33 protein-coding genes and 1 pseudogene are annotated in these 22,657 nt (G+C 56.1%); 1 reads left to right on the top strand and 33 read right to left on the bottom strand.

Annotated features, from left to right (window positions below; all coding sequences use genetic code 11):
* Positions 1 to 119: 119 nt before the first annotated feature.
* The 4 genes from ACR0AU_RS18050 to ACR0AU_RS18035 form a co-directional block, all read right to left on the bottom strand.
* Complete coding sequence (locus ACR0AU_RS18050; protein WP_170424551.1) at positions 120 to 764, bottom strand: adenylate kinase; 645 nt, start codon at positions 762 to 764, stop codon at positions 120 to 122.
* Complete coding sequence (gene secY, locus ACR0AU_RS18045; protein ID WP_170392890.1) at positions 761 to 2,125, bottom strand: preprotein translocase subunit SecY; 1,365 nt, start codon at positions 2,123 to 2,125, stop codon at positions 761 to 763. The genes ACR0AU_RS18050 and secY overlap by 4 nt, the downstream gene beginning before the upstream one ends.
* A 109-nt stretch (positions 2,126 to 2,234) precedes the next feature.
* A complete protein-coding gene (rplO, locus tag ACR0AU_RS18040) occupies positions 2,235 to 2,708 on the bottom strand; it encodes a 50S ribosomal protein L15 (protein ID WP_170567425.1) in 474 nt (157 codons plus the stop codon).
* Positions 2,709 to 2,908: 200 nt separating this feature from the next.
* A complete protein-coding gene (locus ACR0AU_RS18035) occupies positions 2,909 to 3,124 on the bottom strand; it encodes a DUF1127 domain-containing protein (protein ID WP_170663167.1) in 216 nt (71 codons plus the stop codon).
* A 487-nt stretch (positions 3,125 to 3,611) separates the two neighbouring features.
* Here ACR0AU_RS18035 and ACR0AU_RS18030 point away from each other — a divergent pair, with 487 nt between their 5' ends.
* Entirely contained in the window at positions 3,612 to 5,435 is a 1,824-nt protein-coding gene (locus ACR0AU_RS18030; RefSeq protein ID WP_480796041.1) for a DUF3604 domain-containing protein, read from the top strand.
* A gap of 127 nt (positions 5,436 to 5,562) precedes the next feature.
* Here ACR0AU_RS18030 and rpmD read toward each other — a convergent pair whose 3' ends face one another.
* From rpmD to ACR0AU_RS17885, 29 genes and pseudogenes are all read right to left on the bottom strand, one after another.
* Positions 5,563 to 5,751 carry a 50S ribosomal protein L30 gene (rpmD, locus tag ACR0AU_RS18025; protein WP_039538297.1) on the bottom strand — a complete coding sequence of 63 codons (189 nt, stop codon included), beginning with the start codon at positions 5,749 to 5,751 and terminating at the stop codon, positions 5,563 to 5,565.
* A gap of 12 nt (positions 5,752 to 5,763) precedes the next feature.
* Positions 5,764 to 6,333: a 30S ribosomal protein S5 gene (gene rpsE / locus ACR0AU_RS18020; RefSeq protein ID WP_155148691.1), complete on the bottom strand. Its 570-nt coding sequence runs from the start codon at positions 6,331 to 6,333 to the stop codon at positions 5,764 to 5,766.
* Between the two features lie 116 nt (positions 6,334 to 6,449).
* On the bottom strand, positions 6,450 to 6,809 hold the full coding sequence (rplR, locus tag ACR0AU_RS18015) for a 50S ribosomal protein L18 (protein WP_170392895.1): 360 nt from the start codon (positions 6,807 to 6,809) through the stop codon (positions 6,450 to 6,452).
* 11 nt (positions 6,810 to 6,820) lie between these two features.
* Positions 6,821 to 7,354, bottom strand: coding sequence for a 50S ribosomal protein L6 (gene rplF, locus ACR0AU_RS18010; protein ID WP_170392896.1), 534 nt, complete (start codon positions 7,352 to 7,354; stop codon positions 6,821 to 6,823).
* An 11-nt stretch (positions 7,355 to 7,365) separates the two neighbouring features.
* On the bottom strand, positions 7,366 to 7,758 hold the full coding sequence (gene rpsH, locus ACR0AU_RS18005) for a 30S ribosomal protein S8 (protein ID WP_010437099.1): 393 nt from the start codon (positions 7,756 to 7,758) through the stop codon (positions 7,366 to 7,368).
* A gap of 13 nt (positions 7,759 to 7,771) precedes the next feature.
* Positions 7,772 to 8,077 carry a 30S ribosomal protein S14 gene (gene rpsN, locus ACR0AU_RS18000; protein WP_010437098.1) on the bottom strand — a complete coding sequence of 102 codons (306 nt, stop codon included), beginning with the start codon at positions 8,075 to 8,077 and terminating at the stop codon, positions 7,772 to 7,774.
* A 19-nt stretch (positions 8,078 to 8,096) separates the two neighbouring features.
* Complete coding sequence (gene rplE, locus ACR0AU_RS17995) at positions 8,097 to 8,657, bottom strand: 50S ribosomal protein L5 (RefSeq protein ID WP_170392897.1); 561 nt, start codon at positions 8,655 to 8,657, stop codon at positions 8,097 to 8,099.
* On the bottom strand, positions 8,650 to 8,961 hold the full coding sequence (gene rplX / locus ACR0AU_RS17990; RefSeq protein WP_010437096.1) for a 50S ribosomal protein L24: 312 nt from the start codon (positions 8,959 to 8,961) through the stop codon (positions 8,650 to 8,652). Before rplX ends, rplE begins: the two co-directional genes overlap by 8 nt.
* 2 nt (positions 8,962 to 8,963) lie before the next feature.
* The gene (gene rplN, locus ACR0AU_RS17985; RefSeq protein WP_008757934.1) at positions 8,964 to 9,332 is read right to left on the bottom strand and encodes a 50S ribosomal protein L14; all 369 of its coding nucleotides are present in this window, start codon (positions 9,330 to 9,332) and stop codon (positions 8,964 to 8,966) included.
* Positions 9,333 to 9,407: 75 nt separating this feature from the next.
* The gene (gene rpsQ / locus ACR0AU_RS17980) at positions 9,408 to 9,638 is read right to left on the bottom strand and encodes a 30S ribosomal protein S17 (RefSeq protein WP_068340771.1); all 231 of its coding nucleotides are present in this window, start codon (positions 9,636 to 9,638) and stop codon (positions 9,408 to 9,410) included.
* 4 nt (positions 9,639 to 9,642) lie between these two features.
* Positions 9,643 to 9,849: a 50S ribosomal protein L29 gene (gene rpmC, locus ACR0AU_RS17975; RefSeq protein WP_010437082.1), complete on the bottom strand. Its 207-nt coding sequence runs from the start codon at positions 9,847 to 9,849 to the stop codon at positions 9,643 to 9,645.
* 272 nt (positions 9,850 to 10,121) lie between these two features.
* The gene (locus ACR0AU_RS17970; protein WP_170733973.1) at positions 10,122 to 10,904 is read right to left on the bottom strand and encodes an SDR family NAD(P)-dependent oxidoreductase; all 783 of its coding nucleotides are present in this window, start codon (positions 10,902 to 10,904) and stop codon (positions 10,122 to 10,124) included.
* Between the two features lie 54 nt (positions 10,905 to 10,958).
* Positions 10,959 to 11,579 carry a 2OG-Fe(II) oxygenase family protein gene (locus tag ACR0AU_RS17965; protein WP_170392899.1) on the bottom strand — a complete coding sequence of 207 codons (621 nt, stop codon included), beginning with the start codon at positions 11,577 to 11,579 and terminating at the stop codon, positions 10,959 to 10,961.
* 40 nt (positions 11,580 to 11,619) lie between these two features.
* Positions 11,620 to 12,168 carry an amino acid synthesis family protein gene (locus ACR0AU_RS17960; protein WP_170733972.1) on the bottom strand — a complete coding sequence of 183 codons (549 nt, stop codon included), beginning with the start codon at positions 12,166 to 12,168 and terminating at the stop codon, positions 11,620 to 11,622.
* Between the two features lie 160 nt (positions 12,169 to 12,328).
* Positions 12,329 to 12,742, bottom strand: a complete 414-nt coding sequence (gene rplP / locus ACR0AU_RS17955; RefSeq protein WP_039538270.1) for a 50S ribosomal protein L16 — start codon at positions 12,740 to 12,742, stop codon at positions 12,329 to 12,331.
* Positions 12,743 to 12,754: 12 nt separating this feature from the next.
* Complete coding sequence (rpsC, locus tag ACR0AU_RS17950) at positions 12,755 to 13,465, bottom strand: 30S ribosomal protein S3 (RefSeq protein ID WP_008758042.1); 711 nt, start codon at positions 13,463 to 13,465, stop codon at positions 12,755 to 12,757.
* On the bottom strand, positions 13,465 to 13,845 hold the full coding sequence (gene rplV / locus ACR0AU_RS17945) for a 50S ribosomal protein L22 (RefSeq protein WP_039538267.1): 381 nt from the start codon (positions 13,843 to 13,845) through the stop codon (positions 13,465 to 13,467). The genes rpsC and rplV overlap by 1 nt, the downstream gene beginning before the upstream one ends.
* 3 nt (positions 13,846 to 13,848) lie before the next feature.
* Complete coding sequence (gene rpsS, locus ACR0AU_RS17940; protein WP_010437056.1) at positions 13,849 to 14,127, bottom strand: 30S ribosomal protein S19; 279 nt, start codon at positions 14,125 to 14,127, stop codon at positions 13,849 to 13,851.
* A 3-nt stretch (positions 14,128 to 14,130) separates the two neighbouring features.
* A complete protein-coding gene (gene rplB, locus ACR0AU_RS17935) occupies positions 14,131 to 14,973 on the bottom strand; it encodes a 50S ribosomal protein L2 (protein WP_008757664.1) in 843 nt (280 codons plus the stop codon).
* A 308-nt stretch (positions 14,974 to 15,281) separates the two neighbouring features.
* Entirely contained in the window at positions 15,282 to 16,316 is a 1,035-nt protein-coding gene (locus tag ACR0AU_RS17930; protein WP_480796040.1) for a fatty acid desaturase, read from the bottom strand.
* A gap of 251 nt (positions 16,317 to 16,567) precedes the next feature.
* The gene (locus ACR0AU_RS17925) at positions 16,568 to 17,200 is read right to left on the bottom strand and encodes a hypothetical protein (RefSeq protein WP_480796039.1); all 633 of its coding nucleotides are present in this window, start codon (positions 17,198 to 17,200) and stop codon (positions 16,568 to 16,570) included.
* Complete coding sequence (locus tag ACR0AU_RS17920) at positions 17,197 to 17,493, bottom strand: 50S ribosomal protein L23 (protein WP_010437040.1); 297 nt, start codon at positions 17,491 to 17,493, stop codon at positions 17,197 to 17,199. The genes ACR0AU_RS17925 and ACR0AU_RS17920 overlap by 4 nt, the downstream gene beginning before the upstream one ends.
* Entirely contained in the window at positions 17,490 to 18,107 is a 618-nt protein-coding gene (gene rplD, locus ACR0AU_RS17915; RefSeq protein WP_010437039.1) for a 50S ribosomal protein L4, read from the bottom strand. The genes ACR0AU_RS17920 and rplD overlap by 4 nt, the downstream gene beginning before the upstream one ends.
* On the bottom strand, positions 18,104 to 18,829 hold the full coding sequence (rplC, locus tag ACR0AU_RS17910; protein ID WP_170515968.1) for a 50S ribosomal protein L3: 726 nt from the start codon (positions 18,827 to 18,829) through the stop codon (positions 18,104 to 18,106). Before rplC ends, rplD begins: the two co-directional genes overlap by 4 nt.
* 18 nt (positions 18,830 to 18,847) lie before the next feature.
* A complete protein-coding gene (rpsJ, locus tag ACR0AU_RS17905) occupies positions 18,848 to 19,162 on the bottom strand; it encodes a 30S ribosomal protein S10 (RefSeq protein ID WP_008756422.1) in 315 nt (104 codons plus the stop codon).
* A gap of 180 nt (positions 19,163 to 19,342) precedes the next feature.
* Complete coding sequence (locus tag ACR0AU_RS17900; RefSeq protein WP_170733969.1) at positions 19,343 to 20,221, bottom strand: hypothetical protein; 879 nt, start codon at positions 20,219 to 20,221, stop codon at positions 19,343 to 19,345.
* 224 nt (positions 20,222 to 20,445) lie between these two features.
* Positions 20,446 to 20,589 (bottom strand): annotated as a pseudogene (locus ACR0AU_RS17895) (EF-Tu C-terminal domain-related protein); the annotation flags it as partial.
* 27 nt (positions 20,590 to 20,616) lie between these two features.
* Positions 20,617 to 22,329 carry an amidohydrolase gene (locus ACR0AU_RS17890; protein WP_480796038.1) on the bottom strand — a complete coding sequence of 571 codons (1,713 nt, stop codon included), beginning with the start codon at positions 22,327 to 22,329 and terminating at the stop codon, positions 20,617 to 20,619.
* A 238-nt stretch (positions 22,330 to 22,567) separates the two neighbouring features.
* The coding region (locus ACR0AU_RS17885) for an EF-Tu C-terminal domain-related protein (protein WP_211330766.1) at positions 22,568 to 22,657 on the bottom strand (90 nt) is incomplete at its 5' end.

Genomic DNA, 22,657 nt, shown 5'->3' with positions numbered 1-22,657 from the left:
GTCCAGTATTATTCGAGGTGGTCGGGGCAATTGGGACGAATCCCGCATGCGATCTTGATTCCCTTTAGGGATGGGGGTCGATATGGGCTTTTGGCGGTGCCGTCAAGCCCATATTGATATCAGCCTAGAACGGCCTCGATCGACGCGGTGACTTCCTTGATATCCGCCAGCCCGTTCACCGGGCGCAGATCGCCTTTGGCGTAGTAATAGCCAATCAGCGGCGAGGTCTTCTTGTAGTATTCCATCAGGCGCGTACGAAGGCTGTCTTCGTTATCGTCGGCGCGACGGACGAAGTCATTTTCCTTGCCGCAATTGGTGCATTTTCCATCCGCCGGGATCGGCTTGGTGTTGTCATTATATACCTCACCACACCCGCCGCAGGTTGACCGCGCCGTGATCCGGTCCACCAGCGCGTCATCGTCCACACGCATCTCGATCACCGTATGCAGCGACTGGCCCAGCTTGGTCAGCAGAGCCGACAGCGCGTCTGCCTGTGCCAGCGTCCGGGGGAAGCCGTCAAAGATGAAACCGGCACCTTTTTCGGTGGTCAGTTTCTCTTCAATCAGGCCGATCACGATCTCATCGGTGACCAGCTTGCCCGCGTCCATGATCGCAGCAACCTTCTGGCCCATTTCCGTGCCCGAGGTTTTCGCCTCGCGCAGCATGTCTCCGGTGCTGAGTTGCACCATACCGCGGGTTTCAACCAGGTGACGCGCCTGCGTTCCTTTGCCTGCCCCCGGGGGGCCGAGAAGAATGATGTTCATCGACGAGCAGCTCCCTTTCTGCCGCGTTTCTTGCCTTTGCCGCGCAGCTGGGACTTTTCAATCAGCCCTTCGTATTGATGCGCCAGCAGGTGGCTCTGGACTTGTTGGATCGTGTCCATGGTCACAGAGACGATAATCAGAACCGAGGTACCACCGAAATAGAACGGGATAGCAAACTGGCCCCGCAGGATTTCAGGCAGCAGACAAACGGCCGCCAGATAGGCCGAACCCAGAACCAGCACGCGGTTGACCACGTATTCCAGATATTCGGCGGTCTTCTTGCCGGGACGGATACCCGGCACAAAACCGTTCTGCTTTTTCAGGTTGTCCGCCACATCGTCCGGCTTGAACGACACGTTGAACGTGTAGAAATAGGCGAAGAACACGATCATCGAAGCGAAGAACAGCAGATAAAGCGGCTGTCCGGGGCCGAAGTTGGCCAGCAGCCACGACATCACCGGGCCATTTGTGGCGCCCGACGAGAAGGTCGAGATCGTTACCGGCAGCAACAGCAGCGAGCTTGCAAAGATCGCAGGGATCACACCCGCCGGGTTCACTTTGACCGGCAGGTGGCTGGAGCCGCCTTCGTAGACTTTCATACCAGCCTGACGGCGCGGGTATTGGATATGGATCTTGCGCAGGGCCCGCTCCATGAACACCACAAAGGTGATCACGGCAATGACCATGATGATCACACCCACGATCACGGCGGGGCTGATCGCACCGCTGCGGCCCGAAGCGAAGAACTGCGCCAGAGCTGCGGGAACCTCGGCGATAATGCCGACGAAGATGATCAGAGAGATACCGTTGCCGATGCCGCGTGCGGTGATCTGCTCGCCCAGCCACATCAAGAACATGGTGCCGCCGACCAAAGTGATCATGGTCGACATACGGAAGAACATGCCCGGATCGGTCGCAAGATCGCCCGATTCCAACGAAACCGCCAGACCATAAGCCTGAACGGTAGCCAGAGCCACGGTACCGAAACGGGTGTATTGGTTGATCTTCTTGCGCCCTTGCTCGCCCTCTTTCTTAAGCTGTTCGAGCGCGGGAACCATCGATGTCAGCAGCTGCACGATGATCGAGGCCGAGATATAGGGCATGATGCCGAGGGCAAAGATACCCATCCGCCCCAGCGCCCCGCCGGTGAACATCGAAACCATGCCGCCGATGCCTTGCCCCGCTTGCTCCATGAACTCGCGCAGTGCTTGCCCGTCGATACCTGGGACCGGAATGAAGGTGCCCAGACGATAGACGATCAACAAACCCAGCGTGAACAGGATGCGGTTGCGCAGATCGGTGGCTTTGCCCAAAGCAGCCCAGCTTGTGTTGGCTGCCATTTGTTCTGCTGCTGATACCATAAATCGGTCTCTCTTATGAAAACACCGCCCGGAACCGTTTTCCGGCTCGGGCGGCGTCTTGGAAAACTCTGAGGTCTATGTAAGCGGGTCTGCGCCCGCTCACAAGCGCTTACTCTGCCGCAGCAGCTTTTGTGACCGTCAGTGAGCCGCCCGCTTTCTCAACCGCTTCAACAGCAGATTTCGAAGCACCGGTGACTTCCAGGTTCACTTTGGCGGTGATTTCACCTTTGGCCAGAACGCGGACACCGTCCAGCTTGCGGCGGACCAGACCGGACGCAACCAGAGCGTCCTCGGTGATCGCAGCTTTGGCGTCCAGCTTGCCGGCGTCGACGAATTTCTGGATCAGGCCCAGATTGATAACGGCGAATGCCTTGCGGTTCGGCTTATTGAAGCCACGCTTGGGCAGGCGCTGGTACAGCGGCATCTGGCCGCCTTCGTAGCCATTGATGGCCACACCCGAACGGGATTTCTGGCCTTTGATACCACGGCCACCCATTTTACCTTTGCCAGAACCGGGACCACGGCCAACGCGGGTGCGTTTAGGTGCGGCGCCAGGATTGTCGCGCAATTCGTTCAGTTTCATTTCGCTTCTCCTAAGCCGGATGTGACCCCCGAAGCGTGATGGGCCAAACACGGCATTTCTTGATTTTGATTCTTGTGGACGGAAATCCACCGGAGCGCTCTACAGCGTTGCGGCCTCGGTTGCAAGCATTGTTCAATCACATCCCCAATACCAAAAGAGGCGCCGTATAGGCGCCTCTTCAACGGTGAGTGGTTGGGGTGTTACCCACAGTAGGCGTGTTCGCGCGCGATATCCGCGATATCGCAGCGACGAATACCGATATCATCCAGTTCGCGGTTGGTCAGGCGCTGAAGCTCGGTATAGGTGCGGTTATATTCCGTCGCCCGGGCGCGGTTTTCTTTCACGCGCTCAAACAGGTTCGCAATACGGGCGCTCAGATTGAAGCCGCCATGTGTCAGTGTAACTGTATGTGCCATATCTTTGATCCTTTCGAATGTCGGGGCGCATTCCCCGATGTCACTTGATTTGTTCCTTCATTGGACAGGCGTGAGATAGGCGCAGACGATAACGCTAACAACGCGTGTTTCGGTCTAGCCGGTATGCGTTTTGTGAATGGCAATACAGGGTCCACCTGCTACTCTGAATGCACCGAGTGTCCGCTCAGCAGGCAAAGCCGCTGTTTGATTTCGCGGTATACGAGACTAAGCTGCGGCGACGGATTCGGGTAGTTACACACAAATTCAATCAAGCACAGATGCTCCTCGCGGAAACAAAAACGAGGTTGACAGCAAGCATATGAGAATGGTCGCATAAGCTATAGTCTGATTAGCAGGGAATATAGCCATGAAAATTCCTTTCAGTGCGACCTTATTTATTTGGCTTTGTATGTCATCTACCTCTGCGTGGGCACAAGAAACCGCCGAGGGTGGGCAAGTTGGTGAAATGACCATCTCGGAGGCCGACATGCATGCCCCTGCATCAGATGCGTTTTCGCCTTATGCGGGACGTGACTTTCCAACTAGACCTCTTTGGGGCGACACCCACTTGCATACATCGCTCTCACTTGACGCGCGTGCGTTTGGTGTACTTCTTTCGCCTTCAGACGCGTTTCGGTTTGCACGTGGAGAAGAAGTAACTACTTCTCACGGCCTACGGGCGAAGTTGTCTCGCCCGCTCGATTGGCTCGTTGTTTCAGACCATTCAGACGCGATGGGGGCGATGAACGAGATCGTCGCGGGGAACGCAACTTTGATGGGCGACCCAACTTTACGCGATTGGAACGACAGGTTGAACCAAGGAGGCAATGTGGCCCTTGGAGCGACAATGGAGGTTATCGAAACTTTCGCCGGAATTACCGGTGAAGCTTTGCCAGAGGCTATTGCGGACCGTCGTTTTGTACAGTCGGTTTGGGATGACTTTACGGAAACTGCAGATGCCTATGATCAACCGGGATCGTTCACAGCGTTTATCGGCTACGAATGGACGTCGACAGAGGGTGGTAACAACTTGCACCGTAATGTCATCTATAGGGACGACAAAATTCGGGCGCGGCAAATGTTGCCGTTTACGACTGCCGAGACTTTCAATCCTGAAGATCTGTGGGATTGGATGGAAAGATACGAAGAAACGACAGGCGGGCGCGTCCTTGCATTGGCGCACAACGGAAATGTTTCCAATGGTTTGATGTTTCCTGTCGAGACAAACCCCGATACCGGCGAACCGCTCACAGGAGATTACGCGGAAAGACGCGCCAAATGGGAGCCACTGTATGAGATTACTCAGATCAAAGGCGACGGCGAGGCCCACCCGTTCCTGAGCCCAAATGACGAGTTTGCAGATTACGAAACATGGGACGTCGCAAACCTTGGCCCTGTCCCCAAAGAAGACTGGATGTTGCAGTACGAGTATGCTCGCGAGGCTTTAAAAAATGGATTGAAGCTTGAGACGCAGCTTGGGACCAACCCTTACAAGTTCGGTGTCGTGGGATCCACAGACAGTCACACGGCCTTGGCGACAGCCCAGGAAGATAACTTTTTTGGTAAGCACTCAGGCGTGGAACCTGAGCCTGGGCGCTGGCAGCATGTTGTCGGCGAGTTTGAAGCGACCAGAATTCTGGGCTGGCAGATGGCTGCCTCTGGTTATGCGGCGGTTTGGGCCAAGGAAAATACGCGAGCATCTATTTTCGACGCGATGGAACGCAAGGAAGTATATGGCACAACGGGTAGTCGGATCACGGTACGTTTCTTCGGGGGATGGGATTTCGAAGAACACGATGCTCAATCGCGGCTTCCTGCGGAGATTGGGTATGGCAAAGGCGTACCGATGGGGGCAGATCTACCGGAAGCGCCCGGTGATGCCTTTGCGCCGAATTTTCTCGTCGCTGCACTCAAGGATCCGTACTCGGGTAATCTGGATCGTATTCAGATAGTCAAGGGCTGGCTAACAGAAGCCGGTGAGACACAAGAAAAGGTTTTTGATGTCGTCTGGTCCGGCGATCGGGATATCGGTGCCGATGGCAAGCTACCGCCTGTCGGCAATACCGTGGACGTCGAAACCGGCACGTTCACGAATTCAATCGGATCGCCGGAATTGATAACCGTCTGGTCTGATCCCGAGTTTGATCCGGGACAAAAAGCCTTTTACTACGCGCGCGTGCTGGAAATCCCCACGCCGCGATGGACGGTTTACGAAGCTGTTCGGTTCGGCGACGAACTACCTGAAGAAGTACCTACATCCACACAAGAACGGGCTTATACTTCGCCCATTTGGTACACTCCGGAGGGGTAACACTTCACCGCAAACGCGCTCATGTTTTATAGCTGCGTTGGGCTCGCAGCAGACAAACATAATCGCAAACACGAAAAAAGGCCCCCGAGTTTTCGAGGGCCTTTCAATTCTCAAAAAAAGACTGCGCTTAGCCGCGCTCTTCGATGATCTCAACCAGATGCGGGATCTTGTTGACCATGCCGCGGACCGAAGGAGTGTCCTCCAGCTCGCGGGTGCGGTTCATCTTGTTCAGGCCCAGGCCGATCAGGGTTGCGCGCTGTTCGGCGGGGCGGCGGATCGGGGAACCGATCTGCTTGACGACGATGGTTTTTGCCATTGTTCGCTCTCCTTACGCTTCTGCTTCGGCAGCAGCCGGTGCTTCGTCCCGCTTGGGCAGGATGTCGGCGACCTTTTTACCGCGACGTGCGGCAACCGAACGCGGGCTCTGCTCTTTTTGCAGGCCGTTGATGGTGGCACGGATCATGTTGTACGGGTTCTGCGAGCCCAGCGACTTGGAAACAACGTCCTTAACGCCCAGCATTTCGAACACAGCACGCATCGGACCACCGGCGATGATACCGGTACCTTCAGGTGCGGTGCGCATAACCACTTTACCGGCGCCGTGACGGCCCTCGATGTCGTGGTGCAGCGTACGACCTTCGCGCAGTTGCACGCGGATCATCTGACGCTTGGCTTGTTCGGTTGCCTTACGAATGGCCTCAGGTACTTCTTTTGCTTTACCCTTGCCAAAGCCGACGCGGCCTTTCTGATCGCCGACAACCACCAGAGCGGCGAAGCCAAAGCGCTTACCACCTTTTACGGTTTTCGACACGCGGTTGATTGCGACCAGACGATCTGCAAATTCCGGCGCTTCTTCACGATCGCGGCCACGGCCCCGACGGTTTTCACGTTCTGCCATTTGGCATCCCTTTTCTCATGTGGCGCATGCGGCGCCGTTTAGTTCAATCCAAGTGAGCCCCGACTGTCGCCGAGGCCCCCGGATCATCGGGGCAGCCGCAAAGCTGCCCGCAAGTCTTAGATCTTCAGACCACCTTCACGCGCGGCGTCGGCCAGAGCCTTCACCTTGCCGTGGAACAGGAAGCCGCCACGATCGAAATAGGCCTCTTCGACGCCTGCCTTTTTGGCGCGCTCGGCGATGGCCGCGCCCACTTTGGTGGCCGCTTCGACGTTGTTCTTGCCCACAACGCCCAGATCCTTTTCCAGGGTCGAGGCTGCGGCCAGGGTCACGCCACGTACGTCGTCGATCAGCTGAACAGAGATGTTCTTGTTCGAACGGTGTACGGACAGACGCGGACGACCCGCGTTAACCTTGCGAAGTTTGTTCCGAACGCGCAGGCGGCGCTTCAGAAACAGGGTTCTTTTGCTGTTTGCCATTGTCTGCGTCCTTACTTCTTCTTGCCTTCCTTGCGGAAGATGAACTCGCCCTTATAGCGGATGCCCTTGCCTTTGTACGGCTCGGGACGGCGCCATTCGCGGATTTTGGCCGCGACTTCGCCCACCTGCTGCTGGTCGATACCTTCCACAACGATCTCGGTCTGCTTCGGCGCGGTGATGGTGACACCTTCCGGAGCAGTGAAATCAACATCATGGCTGTAGCCCAGGTTCAGCTTCAGGGTATTACCCTGCATCTGAGCCCGGTAACCAACACCCTGGATCTCCAGCTCTTTTTTGAAGCCGTTTGTTACGCCTTCAACAAGATTAGCGACCATGGTGCGGCTCATGCCCCACTGCTGTCGCGCACGCTTGGACATGCCACGGGGATCGATCTTGACCACGTTGTCTTCAACCGACAACGTAACGTCGTCGGTGGCGGTGAAGCTACGAGTGCCTTTCGGACCTTTCACTTCGATGGTCTGACCCGACACAGAGGCGGTAACGCCGCTGGGCAGCTCGACCGGTTTTTTACCAATACGAGACATTGCAGACCTCCTTAGAAGACGGTGCAGAGCACTTCGCCGCCAACATTGTTGGAGCGAGCGTTTGCGTCCGACATCACACCTTTCGGAGTGCTGACAATCGACACGCCCAGACCCTGACGGACCTGCGGGATGTCATTGACGCCCATGTAGACGCGACGGCCAGGCTTGGAAACCCGCTTGAGTTCGCGAATAACAGGGGTGCCTTCGTAGTATTTCAGGCTGATTTCGATGGCCGGATGACCGTTTTCACCGGTCGTCGCTTCGTAGCCACGGATGTAACCTTCGTCCGCCAGCACGTCCAGAACCCAGCCGCGCAGCTTGGAAGCCGGGGTGGAAACGGTGGACTTGCCGCGCATTTGCGCGTTGCGGATACGGGTGAGCATATCGCCGATAGGATCATTCATATCTATGTCTCCCTTACCAGCTCGATTTCACCATGCCGGGGATCTGACCAGCAGAACCCAGCTCGCGCAGCGCGATACGGCTGACCTTCAGCTTACGGTAGTAAGCGTGGGGACGACCGGTCAGCTGACAACGGTTGTGCAGACGGGTAGCCGAGCTGTTGCGCGGCAGTTTCGCCAGTTTCAGACGCGCTTTGAAACGCTCTTCCATCGGCTTGCTCTCGTCATTCGCGATTTCTTTCAGCTCGGCACGCTTTGCGGCATATTTGGCCACCAGGCGTTCGCGCTTCTTCTCGCGTTCGATCATTGCTTTTTTAGCCATGTCTCAATCCTCCCGGCGCTTACGCGTTGAACGGCATGTTGAATGCTTTCAACAATGCCTTTGCTTCAGCGTCGGTTTTCGCTGTGGTGGCAATTACGATATCCAGGCCCCAGACCTCGTCGACCTTGTCGAAGTCGATTTCCGGGAACACGATGTGCTCTTTCATGCCCATGGCAAAGTTGCCACGACCATCGAAAGACGGCTTCACACCGCGGAAGTCACGAACGCGAGGCATCGCGATGGTGATCAGACGATCCAGGAATTCGTACATCCGGTCGCCGCGCAGGGTCACTTTCGCACCCAGCGGCATGTCTTCACGGACGCGGAAACCCGCGATCGACTTCTTCGCCTTGGTTGCAACGGCCTTCTGGCCAGCAATCGCAGTCAGATCCTCGACAGCAGCTTTCGCTTTTTTCGAGTCTTTGACGGCCTCAGCACCACAACCGATGTTCAGAACGATTTTTTCCAGCTTGGGCAGCTGCATGTCGTTCTTGTAGCCGAACTCTTCTTTCAGAGCGGCACGGATGGTTTCGGCGTACTGAGCTTTCAGACGCGGGGTGTAGGTTGCGTTATCAAGCATCGATCACGTCCCCTGTGGTCTTGGCGAAGCGCACCTTCTTGTCGCCTTCCATGCGGAAGCCAACGCGGGTTGCTTTGCCGTTTTTGTCCAGCAGTGCCAGGTTCGACAGCTCGATCGGGTTTGCCTGAGGCAGGCGACCACCTTGCGAGGTTTGCGACTGACGGGTGTGGCGGATGGCGATGTTGATGCCATCGACAACAGCTTTACCGGCTTTAGGGTCAACCGAGGTGATAGTTCCCTCTTTGCCCTTGTCCTTGCCGGCCAGCACGACGACCTTGTCGCCTTTGCGGAGTTTAGCAGCCATGATTACAGCACCTCCGGAGCCAGCGAGATGATTTTCATGAAGTTCTTGCCGCGCAGTTCACGAACAACGGGGCCAAAGATACGGGTACCCACGGGCTCGTTGTTGTTGTTCAGGATGACGGCGGCGTTGCGATCGAAACGGATCGCGGTGCCGTCTTCGCGACGGACTTCCTTGGCGGTGCGTACGACGACGGCCTTGCGGACGTCCCCTTTCTTCACGCGGCCGCGCGGGATGGCTTCCTTCACCGAGACGACAATGATGTCGCCTACGGAGGCGTATTTACGCTTGGAACCACCCAGGACCTTGATGCACTGAACTCGGCGTGCGCCGGAGTTGTCAGCGACATCCAGATTGGTCTGCATCTGGATCATGTGGTTTCTCCCGACCTGTGGGGGCTGGTCTCGTTAAATCCCCCAGGGTTTCGACAAATGAAAAGTCCTGGGGGCTTACGCCTCCAGAACCTCCCAACGTTTCGTCTTCGATTTCGGCGCGCATTCGATGATGCGTACGGTGTCACCGACCTTGAAGGCGTTCTTTTCATCGTGAGCCCGGTATTTCTTGGACTTACGGATGGTTTTCTTCAGAACCGGATGCGTAAAGCGGCGCTCGACGGATACGGTTACGGTCTGTTCGTTGGCGTCGCTGGTCACGGTGCCTTGCAGGATACGCTTGGGCATCTGATTACTCCTCGGATGCCGCAGCAGCGGCCTTTTCGTTCAGAATGGTTTTGACACGGGCAGCATTGCGGCGGGCCGCTTTGATGCCGGCTGTGTTTTCCAGCTGACCGGTTGCCTGTTGAAAGCGCAGGTTAAAGCTTTCTTTCTTCAGGTTGGCCAGTTCCTCGCGGAGCTGGTCCGGGGTCTTGTCACGCAGTTCTTGGGCGTTCATCGCCTTTTTCCTTTGCTCAAAACACCAGAAGGCCCCCTTACAGGGTCACCTTTGACCTGGTGGATGAATGATAGACATACGAATCGCCCGACAACGCCGGGAGATCGCAGGATGCCGCCGTATAAGGGTTTGGGGGGTGGGTGGCAAGGGAAAGTTTCAAACCGTTTTCGAGCAGATGAAACTACCTGTTTCCAAATTACCGCTGCCCTCTGAAACCGGGCAGCAGATCACTACCGCGACCTTTCTGGATCCCGACAAACGCGGCCGAGTGCTCAGGTACCCTTCTCCTGCATTTTCCGAACCATTTTCAGGCGCGCGCGTCGCGGCAGCAGCGGCATGACCCAACCCAGCACAAACGCGAGCGACTTATCGTTGATCACCGTGAGCTTTCCATCAATCATGGCGTCATAGCCGACTTTGGCCACGGCCTCAGCGGTCGCCCCTTTTTGGGCAACAAGCTTCGTTCCCTCAAGATTTGCAGCAGCAGCAAATTCGGTCACGACATAGCCCGGCTCCAGCGCCGTCACAGTGACGCCCTTACCTTTCAGCTCCTCCGCGAGCGCCTGACTGAAACTCGAAACATAGGCCTTGGTGGCAAAATAGGTCGCCTGCAATGGACCCGGCATATGCGCCGCAGTCGAACTGACATTCAGTATCTTTCCGCCACCGCTACTGATCATATCCGTGCCGAACAGATGACACAGAGAGACAAGGGCTTCGACGTTCAGCCGGATCATATTCAGATCGTCCGAAAGGCGGCGATCCAAAAAAGCCCCATGCCCTCCGAATCCAGCATTGTTGATCAGGTAGTCGACCGTCAGGTCTTTGCACTTGACGGCCTCATAAAGTTTTTCCGCGCCTCCAACAGCACCCAGATCAAGCGGAATGGCAGTGACAGTAACATAGTGGGCTGCCTCAAGCTCTGATCTGAGGGCATCTAACGCATCTCCGCGTCGCGCACTGATGATCAGATTGCCGCCTCGCGACGCATGATAACGTGCCAATTCCCGACCAATTCCGGATGATGCGCCTGTGACGAGAGCTGTTTTGGTCATAGTATCCTCCGACGAAGTAACTGGAGCGCTTTCACCTTGACGCTTTAAGACGCTTCACTCCCATTTATAGTTGAAGCTAACAGAAATCCGCTCGTCCTCGGCCATATTCATCGGCACCTCGTGGCGCAGCCAGCTTTCCCACAGCAGGACGTCGCCCACCTGCGGCTTCATGTAGATGAAAGGCTGTAATTCCCGACGCCCGCCTTTCAGCCTCGTCGGGGCGGCCATCATACGGCCCGAACGTGGGTCTTCCAGTTTCAGTGCACTGGCCCCTTCCGGCATGGACACATAGGTCGTGCCCGAAATGACACTGTGCGGATGCAGGTGACTGGCATGCATTCCGCCCTCGGGCAGGATATTGATCCACAGATCCTCAAGCTTCAACGCGCGGTCGTCCAGATCAAACTCCAAATCCTTGGCGAAAGCCGCGACGTGCTGATCCAGCACTTTGACAAGATCGGCAAATATCGGAAATCGCCAAGGCAAATCGGTCAGCGAAGCATAACTGGTGTAGCCGGGATACGCGTTCGCTTCACACCAGTCCTGCCCGGCCTCATCATCTTCAGCAATAACAAGGCATGAACTTTCCAATTCCTCCGCGTCGATCCTGGGATCGAATTCGGACAAGTTTGCGCGATAGAGACGGGTGACGAAGAGTGATTCAATCTGTGCCATGGGCTGGGCATACCCCAGCCCTCTCGGCAAGACCAGCCGCTTAGGTCTTGATGGGCCCTTTGCCACAGCGTGGTATCGGGCGACCTCCGTCGGCATAGGCGAGGCACAGCACGATCTCATCCGGTTTCGGCGCATCTGGGATGTTCAGCGTCATCGTGTCGAAATGATCGAACGACCACGGATTGTCCTTGTGCCCCAGCGGAAGATCAATCGCGCAACCCGGCGCGCCCAGCTTGGCGTTGGACGGTATCACCGCCTCACCTCCGCCCACCACAGCGCGCATGGGCGCACCGAGTTTGGGGTGGATCACCGCCCCGCCCTGCTCAAGATCGCCGTTCATGCCGACAAGCGCGGCTTTGCCGTACGAAACCGGCGGCCCATCAAGCTGAGAAACTGCCTCAGCGGCGAGTTCCGGGCCCAGAATGGCGCCGATCTCGAACAACTCTGAAAGATCGTCCGAGAAGTGCCCGGCCAAAGGGTTCTGCATCACCGCCATCGCTGCGACTCGACTGATCGGATCACAAGGTTGGCCCAACTGGTCGTTGGTTATGACTTCCTTAATGAGCATCTTTTTGCGTAGCTGAACCATAGGGCCCTCCCATTCCTGCAAGCTAGCCTAGTGGTGCGGCAGAGGGAGGTCGACGTTTTTCACGATCCACGAAGCACGGGCTGCCGAACCAAAAGAAAACCCCCGCCGGTTTCCCGACGAGGGTCATTCTTGTAACGAGTGGGATCAAAGCCCCAATCGCTTACCAGTCTTCGCGGACCACAACGCGGGTCTTGATCGGCAGCTTCATCGCGGCCAGGCGCAGGGCCTCGCGGGCGATGTCGTCATTGACGCCGTCAATTTCGAACATCACACGACCGGGCTTTACTTTCGCGGCCCAGAAGTCAACGGAGCCTTTACCTTTACCCATACGGACTTCGGTCGGCTTCGAGGTCACGGGAGTATCCGGGAAGATCCGGATCCAGACGCGGCCTTGACGTTTCATGTGACGGGTCATGGCACGACGTGCAGCTTCGATCTGACGCGCGGTGACGCGCTCGGGCTGCAGTGCTTTCAGACCGTAGGTGCCAAAGTTCAGATCGGAACCGCCTTTGGCGAGCCCCTTGATCCGGCCTTTGTGCATCTTGCGGAATTTAGTACGCTTTGGTTGAAGCATATCTTTCCCTCCTTAGCGACGACCGCCACCAGCACCACGAGGTGCAGGGCCGTCCTGGAGTTCCTGTGCTTTACGGTCACGTGCCTGCGGATCGTGCTCCATGATCTCACCTTTGAAGATCCAGACCTTGATCCCGATGATCCCGTAAGGAGTCATCGCTTCGGCATGTGCGTAATCGATGTCGGCACGCAGGGTGTGCAGAGGCACGCGGCCTTCGCGGTACCACTCGGTCCGTGCGATTTCGGCGCCGCCCAGACGACCAGCGACGTTCACCCGGATACCCAGGGCGCCCATGCGCATGGCGTTCTGAACCGAGCGCTTCATGGCGCGACGGAACGAAACACGACGTTCCAGCTGCTGAGCGATGGACTCGGCAACCAGCTGCGCGTCAAGCTCGGGCTTGCGCACTTCGACGATGTTCAGGTGCAGTTCGCTGTCGGTCATACGAGCAAGCTTTTTGCGCAGAACTTCAATGTCTGCACCTTTCTTGCCGATGATGACACCGGGACGTGCAGTGTGGATCGTAACGCGGCACTTCTTGTGCGGACGTTCGATGATCACACGGGCAACACCGGCCTGCTTGCACTCTTTGTTGATGAACTCACGGATCTTGAGGTCTTCCAGCAGAAGATCACCGTAGTCCTTGGTGTCGGCGTACCAGCGGCTGTCCCAGGTGCGGTTGACCTGAAGGCGCATGCCGATCGGATTGACTTTATGTCCCATTAGGCTTGCTCCTCAACTTGACGCACCTTGATGGTGATCTCCGAGAACGGCTTCATGATCTTGCCGAAACGGCCACGGGCACGCGGACGACCGCGCTTCATGACCAGGTTCTTGCCAACCCAGGCTTCGGCGACGATCAGTTCGTCGACATCCAGGTTGTGGTTGTTCTCGGCGTTGGCGATTGCAGACTGCAGGCACTTCTTGACGTCCTGCGCGACACGCTTGTTCGAGAAAGTCAGGTCAGTCAGAGCCTTCTCAACTTTCTTGCCACGGATCATCTGCGCAACCAGGTTCAGTTTCTGCGGGCTAGTACGGAGCATGCGCGTTTTCGCCATTGCTTCGTTTTCAGCCACGCGGCGGGGGTTCTTTTCCTTGCCCATGACTTACTTCCGCTTCGCTTTTTTGTCAGCGGCGTGACCGTAATAGGTACGAGTCGGAGAGTATTCACCGAACTTCTGACCGATCATGTCTTCCGAGACGTTGACGGGGATATGCTTATGGCCGTTGTACACACCAAAGGTCAGACCCACGAACTGGGGCAGAATGGTGGAACGACGCGACCAAATCTTGATGACTTCGTTGCGGCCCGACTCGCGCGCTGCTTCGGCTTTTTTCAGCACGTAAGCATCGACGAAAGGACCCTTCCAAACAGAGCGAGACATAGATTAACGTCCCTTCTTCTTGGCGTGCCGCGAGCGGATGATCAGCTTCTGGGACGCTTTGTTCTTGTTGCGGGTACGCTTACCCTTGGTGTCCTTACCCCACGGAGTAACCGGCGTACGGCCACCCGAGGTACGACCTTCACCACCACCGTGCGGGTGGTCGATCGGGTTCATTGCAACACCACGAACCGACGGACGAACGCCCTTGTGGCGCATACGACCGGCTTTACCGAGGTTTTGGTTGCTGTTGTCGGGGTTGGACACGGCACCAACGGTGGCCATGCATTCCTGACGGACCATGCGCAGCTCGCCCGAGCTCAGACGGATCTGAGCGTAGCCGCCATCGCGACCAACGAACTGAGCGTAAGTACCGGCCGCACGTGCGATCTGACCGCCTTTACCAGGCTTCATCTCGATGTTGTGGACGATGGTACCAATGGGCATGCCCGAGAAGGGCATTGCGTTGCCCGGCTTGATGTCGGCCTTGGCGGATGCCACGACTTTGTCACCAACAGCCAGACGCTGCGGAGCCAGGATATATGCCTGCTCGCCGTCTTCGTATTTTACCAGTGCGATGAATGCGGTCCGGTTCGGGTCATATTCGATCCGCTCGACGGTTGCCGCGACATCAAATTTGTTCCGTTTGAAGTCAACGATCCGGTAGAGACGCTTTGCGCCACCGCCGCGGCGGCGTGAAGTGATCCGTCCGGTGTTGTTCCGGCCGCCCGATTTGGTCAAACCCTCAGTGAGAGACTTTACCGGACGTCCTTTCCAAAGCTCCGAACGGTCGATCAGCACCAGCCCGCGCTGGCCCGGCGTCGTCGGCTTGTACGACTTGAGTGCCATGCTTTCTGTCTTCCGTTTAGCAAGTGCGAGGGATTTCCCCGCTATGTGATAGGCCCCCGTAGGTGCCAAGGGTATAGGGCCCCGAAGGTCCCCGGTTACAAATATCAGAGGCCCCGGAACGAATCCGAGGCCGCAAGATTGGGAGCGTGTAGCAGTGTTGGGGATGGGTGTCTATAGGGTGCGGCCCAAGATTCTTATGGAGACCAAAGAAAAAGTCACCGCAACATTTGCCCCAGGTTTCAATTTCGCAAGTCGCGCGGTCAGTGGGTATTACTTATTCGGCCGGAAGAACTCAGGTAACTTGCCACTCACTGATACAATGCGCGAACCTCGGCGAAGGACAACAGGCGGCGGTGTTTTTCGTCCCACAGGTGCAACCGCGCGTTGGCAATGCTCTCACGAATGGTCATCCTGTTGCTGTTTGCCAACTCGTCGTGATCGCGCAGCACTTCGGTCAGGCGGTAGAACGGAATGCGGCTGTACAGATGGTGCACGTGGTGGATGCCGATATTGGCACTGAACCACTGTAGCACCGGCGGCAGAATATAATGCGAGCTTCCGTGCAGGGCCGCCTCGTGCAACTGCCAATCCTTGTCCGATTCCCAATGCGTTTCTTCGAATTGGTGCTGAACATAAAACAGCCATACTCCTGCAGTTGCCGCAATCAGGGTTGAGGGCAGAAAAATCAGTAGGACCGGCATCAAGCCGCCACAGTAGTAGACAGCAAAAAGGGCGGTCAGAATAGCTATATTGGTACCCATCGCGCTGACCCAGAACCGAGCGCTACCAGTTAAACCCAAGGGCAGACGGTTTTGGAGCAGGAACAAATAGCCGGGACCAAGTACGAACAGTGTGACCGGATTGCGGTAAACGCGATACCAGAACCGGTTCATGGGAGACTTGGATTGGTACTCAGCCACTGTCAGCGTGTGGATATCCCCCATTCCCCGCTTGTCCAAGTTACCCGAACTGTTGTGATGGTAAGAATGAGTGCGGCGCCAGACATCATAGGGTGTAAGGGTCAGCACCCCGATCACCCGTCCAACCCAGTCGCTGACTGTCCGGTTCTTGAAGAACGCCCCGTGCCCGCAATCGTGTTGGATCGCAAACAGGCGCAGCAGGAAGGCCGCATTCAGGACCGCAATGGCAAATGCCAGCCAGTAGCTGATGGATAATGCCATCCAGGACAGCGCCCAAAGCACAAAGAATGGGATAATGCTGACACCCAGCTCAAAGGAACTGCGCCATTGATTAGGTTCGCGGTATTTGGCAAGCGTCGAAACCCAATCCCGCGCGGCAGTTCTATCCGGGTTTTCCCGGGTCGAGAGAGAGGTTTCGGTCATGCGCCTGCCATGTCTTTTGCTTGTTGGAAGCCGGATAGACTACCCGCGCGACATAGCAAGCGAATTGTGCAAAATATGAGAGTTTAGTGCTCAAATTTTTGTGTCGCCGCGTAAGAACAACCCCCATGAGCACGCCACTTACCTCTCCCCAAAGACGCGTCCAATCACGGACCGCCGGATATATCGATGTGTGGTCTCTCTTCCAGGGTTGCACGTGCTTCTGACGCGTTTCTGATGAGTCAACGCAACTCTTACCCCAACGACCGCCTTCTGCAGAGCGGCTCAGACTCTACCGCGATACGTTGCTTGAGTTTGATATGACCCAAAACCTCGCGAAATGCGCGGTGCTTGGGTTTCCCTTCCAGATAATCCGCCAGTTTGAGCAGGTTGATAGGGTGCTTCGTAATTAACGCCTCGATCCGCTGCACCGCTTCGTCCAGCACGTAGTGATCCACGTACTGGCAGGCCACCTGTGTGGGCGTAAGGAGACAGTAATCCTGCGAGCGTTTCTCGGTATAGCGCGTGATGTCGAAGGGCGACGCACCGAGGGCGTGGAACTTGGGGATGTGCACACGCATCTCGGCCTCGACGTGTTCCAACACCGTACCCGAGGTCTGGCGAAACCCCAGCGGACCAAGCTTATCGACCACATGATTGCGCATCGCCGGAGAGATCATGTCCACATCCGCCCGGTCGTATTTCAGATCGTCGAAAACCGACAAAAGCCCCAGCTTTTCATCGGCGATCTGAAAATAGGGCTCGTCGCTGAAAGCCCGCATCTTCTCCAACACCTGCGCACGGGCAGTTTCAGGGTCTGAAACGAAATCGGCCCCGGCGGGTTGAACCGCCGGGGCCGTGAATAGTCGCAGTAAGCGTCGGATCAAAGACCGGTGCTCACGTCGATGGTGTTCCCCTCTTCCAGGGTCACATATGCTTTTTTGACGTCTTTGCGACGGCCCAGCTGGCCGCGGAACCGCTTGACCTTGCCTTTGGTCACGGTGGTGTTCACCGCTTTGACCTTCACACCAAACAGAGCCTCAACGGCCTCTTTGATTTGCGGCTTGTTGCTATCGATCGCCACTTCAAAGACAACCGCGCCGTTTTCGGACGCCATGGTCGACTTTTCGGTGATGACCGGCTTGCGGATCACGTCGTAGTGTTCTGCCTTCGCGCTCATTTCAGACGAGCCTCCAGTGCTTCGACAGCCGCTTTGGTGAGCACCAGAGTGTCACGCTTGAGGATGTCATAGACGTTTGCGCCCATCGACGGCAGGATATCCAGACCCTCGATGTTCTTGGACGCTTTCAGGAACCCTTCGTTCACGGTCGCGCCATCGATGACCAGAGCGCGTTTCCAGCCCAGGTTTGCAACCTGTTTGGCCAGAGCGGCGGTCTTGCCTTCGGCTTCGGCGTTCTCGATTACGACCAGTTCACCTGCCTTGGCTTTTGCCGACAGAGCGTGGCGCAGGCCAAGCTTGCGGAACTTCTTCGGCAGGTCGTGGCCGTGCGAACGCACGACGGGGCCTTTGTAGATACCACCACCACGGAAGATCGGTGCGTTACGGTCACCATGGCGTGCGCCACCGGTGCCCTTCTGGCGATAGATCTTCTTGGTCGAGTAGCTGGTTTCCGAGCGGGTCTTGACCTTGTGGGTGCCGGCCTGCGCGTTGTTGCGCTGCCAACGGACCACACGGTGCAGGATGTCCGCGCGCGGCTCGAGGCCGAACAGGTCCGCATCCAGCTCGATGTTGCCGGCTTTGCCGCCGTCCAGTTTGATTACATCAAGTTTCATGCTTCACCACCTTCCGCGGGGGCTTCTTCCGCAGGTGCTTCGGTTGCAGCCGATTTCACAGCAGCCGGGAAAGGCAGGCCTTCCGGTGCTTTCTTCTTGACGGCGTCCTTGACAGTGACCCAGCCCGATTTCGGTCCGGGAACGGCGCCTTTGATGAAGACCAGACCACGGTCGGCGTCGGTTTTGACAACCTCCAGGTTCTGAGTGGTAACACGGGCAGCACCCATGTGACCGGCCATCTTCTTGCCTTTGAACACCTTGCCCGGATCCTGACACTGACCGGTCGAACCGTGCGAACGGTGGCTGATCGAAACACCGTGCGAGGCGCGCAGACCACCAAAGTTCCAGCGCTTCATTGCACCGGCAAAGCCTTTACCGATCGAGGTGCCCGAAACGTCAACCTTCTGACCTTCCAGGAAGTGTTCCGCCGAAATCTCGGCGCCCACATCGATCAGGCCATCTTCGGAGACGCGGAACTCGGCCAGCTTACGCTTGGGCTCGACCTTGGCAGCGGCATAGTGACCGCGCATGGCCTTCGAGGTGCGTTTTGCTTTGGCAGCACCGGCGCCCAGCTGAACGGCAGTGTAGCCGTCTTTGTCAGCGGTGCGCTGTGCGACGACCTGCAGGTTGTCCAGGTGGAGAACGGTCACAGGGATCTGCTTGCCGTCTTCCATGAACAGGCGGGTCATGCCAACTTTTTTTGCGATAATACCAGAGCGCATAATCTATACCCTCCGATCTTACGACTGCAGCTTGATCTCGACGTCCACACCAGCAGCGAGGTCGAGCTTCATCAGCGCGTCAACGGTCTGGGGGGTCGGATCAACGATGTCCAAGAGACGCTTGTGCGTACGGATCTCGAACTGGTCGCGGGATTTCTTGTCAACGTGAGGGCCACGGAGAACCGTGAACTTCTCAATCTTGTTCGGCAGCGGGATCGGGCCGCGCACGTTCGCGCCGGTCCGCTTGGCAGTGTTGACGATCTCTTGCGTGCTGGCATCCAGAACGCGATAGTCAAATGCCTTCAGCCGAATACGGATGTTTTGGCTTTGCATAGATACAGCCTTTTATCAGGCGTTGAGGTTGAGAGGAGGACAGACGCGCATCGCCAACCCTCATCGAACCCAAAAGGCGGGAATCACCCCGCCTTGATGTTCTTGTTGAGAACTCGCGCGTATTAGTGGGGTTGGTGGGGTTTGGCAAGGGCAATTCTACTGTCTCCAATAAATAGACTGTCACACCTGAAGAAATTCCAATACTTCATTGCTTTGAAGAGTTATCAGCTGCTGAACAAAATCATCGGGTACTTTTCTACCTGTAGCCTGCTCAGTTTCGTTCACTCCTACCATTCTCAAAAGACGTTTAACTTTGCGCTCTTTTTTGGGGCTGTTCCAAGTCTTGTGAATACCATTTGCTGGGCTCGATACACCAGCGCTCAAAAATTGTAGAAGTGCAGTTTTCAGGTAGCTCTCGATTGGAACATGTCGAAGCAAATACTGATCGTAATGTTCAACTGCTTCGTGAACCATTCGGATTATCGATGCTGCCTCTTTAAAGGTTGGAGGTGAACCAGCTTTGAAATGAGAAACAAATTCTTCAATTTTCAAGCCACTATACTCACTTGAAAACGTTTTTGAGTTACCCAAAAGTAGTCTGGCTGTGCGCTTATCCAACGAAGGCGTTGAAAGGCTGTGAACCCGTCTATTTCGCCAATCAATGGCAACTGAAAGTGCCGCTTTTTGGTAGCGCGGCAAAGGAGCAAGTCGTTCGTCGAAAACTTCAAGCCGCCTCGCTACGCTTTGGCCAGTCGCATTCATTTTAGTTAGAAAATCAGATTCTGAAAGCGCGCACGGTTTGCGAACAGTCGTCATCATATATGTATCAAACGCGTCAATTGCGCGAACCAAGGCAAGGTCTAAGACGAACTCTCTACTTCGATCCGCTGATCGCGGGACAGATTGTGGATTCCAGCTTGTGTGGAACTCTTTCTCAATACCCGCACGGCCCGATCTAACTCCGTTCAAACCGACCAAAATTGTGATCAGGAAATGGTTAGCTTGACCCAGCATTTCTTTGAACGCCCGCCGCGCCAGTGTTCTGTTCAGTTCGTACATAGCGTTCTCGCGAAAAACATGATGCCGCGTGCGACTCGAACGCACCCGTCCACTTTAAAGGAGCATTTAGAGCTACTTGAAGGCGGGGCTCAACCCTGAGCTTACGGCAACTCTCTCTTGAGTAGATCATCAAAATGTTCTTAGCAATGTAAAAAAGGCCGCCCCTTTTGGAGCGGCCTACTTAGGCTCACCGATGTGCCGGGCTGAACCCCGACCTACCGTGATTACTCGATGACTTTCGACACAACACCGGCGCCGACAGTGCGACCGCCTTCGCGGATCGCGAAGCGCAGACCGTCTTCCATCGCGATCGGCGCGATCAGCTCAACGGTGAAGCCAAAGCTGTCGCCGGATAAAACCAATTCGGTGACGTCTCAGTTCCCAAAACCCACAGGCTAGTTCCTAACAAGCCACGGGGCTTCAACCTTCATGCCTTGATAGACCGCGTGCATGAAAAGGTGTGCAATCACAGGGTCATTTGAAAATGGCGAGAATTGCAGATTTCCCTCTCTGACATCGCCTTCCGCTTCATAGACCACCTCGTCGCCTTTAATCGTTACACGCACTTCAAGCTCCGCCAGTGTTTCCGGATCGACGGCAGTAGGATCGTCCGACAAAATCACAAAGTCCGCGACTTTTCCAACTTCGATAGACCCCTTCTCGTCTTCTTCAAAATGCTGCCAGGCGGGCCAGATTGTCATGGCTTTCAAGGCGGTCATAACGTCGACTCTTTGATGGGGGCCCAAAATGTCACCAGACCGTGTGCGGCGGGTTACCGTCGCGGCGAGAACACGCATGCTGTTCGGAAAGGCGACCGGCGCATCGTGATGCGTGCCGAACATCATGCCACGCTCGTGCAGCCATCCTGTAGGCGAAATATTTTCCGCATTTATCGGCCCGACAGTATGATCCCGGTGCCAATCGCCCCAATAGAACGTATGCATCGGAAAGAGCGACGGAAACACACCAAGGCGCTTAAGGCTTGCGACCTGATCCTCTCGAAGGAACTGACCGTGAATCAGAACGGGGCGGTTGCCGGGATCGCCATACTTGATCTGTGCCTCTTCTAGTGCAGCAATCAGCATGTCAGATGCCCCTTCACCGTTGGAATGCACGAGGATTTGGAAATCGTTGTCGTAACACCAATTCACCGCGTCCTGGAGTTGCTCAATCGTGATGGCTGCGTATCCTGCGTAGCCGGCAGCATAGTTCCCAACCGGATCATAATAGGGCCGATCCCTTAAAGCGGTGAAACCTTGCGGCGAGCCATCAATTGTAAGTTTACAGCCCCCGACCCGAACCCTGTTTTCGTAGCTTTTCGAAGTGTTCGCACCAATAAACTCTTTCGACTCAAGAACATCCGGGAAGGCTACTACATCGATTGGAAGAGCTTCTTCCGCAGCAACTTTCCCGAGAACCTCGACAATCTGACCTGATGATCGGCCTTCCTGCCCGGTCGTATATCCAAACTTTGCCCAAAGGTCGGTTCCAGCTCGGGCAAATGCTGCCAGACCCTCTTCACCCAGATTTCCCAGCAAGGGAACGAGAACAGAAAAGAACGCGTACTCCTCCAGAACACCGTTTGGCTCTCCGGCCTCATCGCGTTGGATCACCCCGCCCGGAGGTGCTTCGGAAGCCGCCGTTATACCAGCCAATTCCAAAGCTTTCGAGTTTGCGACACCTATATGTCCAGACTGATGAATAATGACGACCGGCAAGTCTTCAGACACAATGTCCAGCTCTTGTCGTGTTGGGTGACGGAGTTCCCTTAATTGAGCATTGTCGTAACCAAAGCCGATGATCATTTTGACCTGCTCAACGGCTTGCGCATTCTCCTCGGCCCAGTCAGTCAGCGTGGATTGCAGACTGGCGATATCAATGACATCCCCATCCGGTGGCGCAAGAAGGTTAGCGGACAGTGCCTGCAAGCCGCCCATGACGACATGTCCGTGGCTATCAACGAAACCCGGAAGCATCGCGCGCCCTTCCAGATCATAGGTTTCGGTTTCCTCACCCTGATGCACCGACAAGTCAGATAGCGACCCAACCGCAAGAATGCGCCCGTCTTTGACTGCGACAGCTTCGGCGGACGGAGCCGTATCGTTCATCGTTACAATTGGTCCGCCCAAATAGATCCGATCCGCGATCTGTTGTGAGGACGCAGAAGTAGATGAGAAAGCAACCGCTGCGACAAGACAAACTGAACGCGCCCAAAAGTGCATCTTATGACCTCTTTCTAATTGCAATGTCTCAATACTAAAGAAGTTAGCATTACTGTTGGCTTAGGCAAAAACGAAAAAGGGCGCCCCGAGGGACGCCCTTTCTTTGTATATTCGCTTACGCGAATTACTCGATGATTTTCGAGACGACGCCGGCGCCGACGGTGCGGCCGCCTTCGCGGATCGCAAAGCGCAGGCCGTCTTCCATCGCGATCGG

It is taken from the genome of Ruegeria sp. CG1 (assembly GCF_056537265.1).
Note: the sequence above shows the minus strand (reverse complement) of the source record. Positions and strands in the feature narration are given on the sequence as shown.